This is a genomic window from Siphonobacter sp., from assembly GCF_048595215.1.
Taxonomy (GTDB): domain Bacteria; phylum Bacteroidota; class Bacteroidia; order Cytophagales; family Spirosomataceae; genus Siphonobacter.
On the sequence record NZ_JBMDWJ010000172.1, the window covers coordinates 1 to 1,855 of the forward strand.

Genomic DNA, 1,855 nt, shown 5'->3' on the forward strand with positions numbered 1-1,855 from the left:
ACACAAATTACCCCTCCCCTATCTACAATTCATACAGATATAATGACAATTCGGAATAATGTACATTTTCCCAGGCTGGTTTAACGATCAACTTTGATCCGTTCAATCTATCAAACGAATCATAATTTCATGAAAAAGGTATTTGCGTTAGTACTAACGGTGTTGAGTATGGTTACTAGTTCCTGTAAAAAGGGGGATGATTTGGATCCAGCAACCCAGTCGCCCGCCCCGAATGAAGTCGTAGGAAAATGGAGTTTTGGTCGCTCGTCAGCGGGTAGTTACTGGGACAATGGCGATAATTACGTGGGCCATGCCAACGAGCAATCCATGTCTTTTGAGTTTAAAAAGAATGGTACCTATGAATGTTATACGATCAATAACGTTACCGCCTACAATTGCCGCACGGAGGTATTCTCGTTCGAAAAAGGACGGGTGAAGTTTAATGAAGAAGAGGGTACTTTAACGGTTACGCCCACCGAAGGAAATTTCAAAAGCAAGGACAATTGCGTAAGCAGTCACAATTTCAAACGCAACATGACGGCTTCCGAATTAAAGGAACACAAGAAAGTCTATTACTATACCGTCACCGAGAGTAAGGGAAAACCCGCCATCTTGATTTCAACCATTCCGGATGCCACCGAGTACGACGGCTTGTTAATGACCCCTGGTTCTTGGTAAGAAATTACAGTACATAAAATCAAGCGGAGCGTTGTTAGAACCCACTTCTAGTTAGGAGTGGGTTCTTTAGTAATATGGCTGGCTTCAGCCGGTGTAGAGGCAAAATCCTTTCCCCTTGGTACAGCAATTCCGACTCGCAGTACTTTTAAACCAGCCACTCCCTGTAAATCTTCTACATCCAATTTTTCTATGGTGGAGTCAAGCAGTCCTTCCTTTTGTAGCTGAGTCAGGTACTGATCATATTCCGCCTGCTCTTCATCCCCGGAGTATACCACGCACAGTTTCCCGGACTGCGTAATACGTTCCTGAGTACCCTTTACATGGGCTTTATCAATGCGTTTTTTTACGATTTCAAAGCGGGCATTGTAGGTTCCTTGCACGTCGAACCGCTTTTCATCCAGACGAAAAGCGATGGTGATGGTATTGGGAAATACCAGGATCAAGGTTGTTACATCGAATGGATACGGCAATACTGGCCGCAATTGCTGATGACTTGCCTCCAGCTCACACACTACGCGAAGTTGCCACAATCGCAGCTTACGCAGGTGTTCGGTACGAAAGCCGAGGGTTGGGGCAATAGAAGCACCGATGTACAGATTATGCTCTACCCCATCGGTTCGGAATCGCTCATAGTAATGCGGAAAAATGGCCTGGGCTTCCTGCTGCCGCTGGTCGAGGGTACGCGTCAGGTTATCATTGATCTGTTGAATGGCTCGATCGTATTTCCGCCGGTGGTGATAAAATCGGCCTGTATCTAGAGCCGTTTCCCGAAAATAATCGTCTATGACAGTATCGTTCAACGTACGTAAATGCGGATGGATGCGATGATCCAAATACGCGGTGATATACGGTTCCGTACTGGCTTGTAAGGGCTGAGAAATGTCAATCAAAAAGTGAGCGACCTGTTGTTTTTCAAACGTTTCCATTCCTACCTGATCTAGTACACGTTGTAAGGTTTCGAGCTGCGTCTGTAAATCTTTTTGTGTACTTAAGTTACGGGCTTCGGAAGATCCTTTGACATCCACCTGACCATACAGGGGATGTACGTCCGGAAAAGTAATTTCAGCTAGCGTATGCGGTTGTCCCGCTTGCTGATGATACAAATACGCTAAAGCCTCCTGGCGGAATTTCCAATATACACTCGGATGAATGGTTGTATACACGTTTTGAATAAAGG

The 1,855-nt window shown here is 45.3% G+C and carries 1 protein-coding gene and 1 pseudogene; one reads left to right on the plus strand and one right to left on the minus strand.

Translation table 11 applies throughout. The features are described from left to right. The first annotated feature begins 129 nt into the window (after nucleotides 1-129). Nucleotides 130-678, plus strand: a complete 549-nt coding sequence (locus tag ACOJTG_RS10000) for a hypothetical protein (protein WP_420153697.1) — start codon at nucleotides 130-132, stop codon at nucleotides 676-678. Nucleotides 679-725: 47 nt separating this feature from the next. Here the strand turns inward: ACOJTG_RS10000 and ACOJTG_RS10005 are convergent. Next, a pseudogene (locus tag ACOJTG_RS10005) lies at nucleotides 726-1,855 on the minus strand (hypothetical protein); the annotation flags it as partial.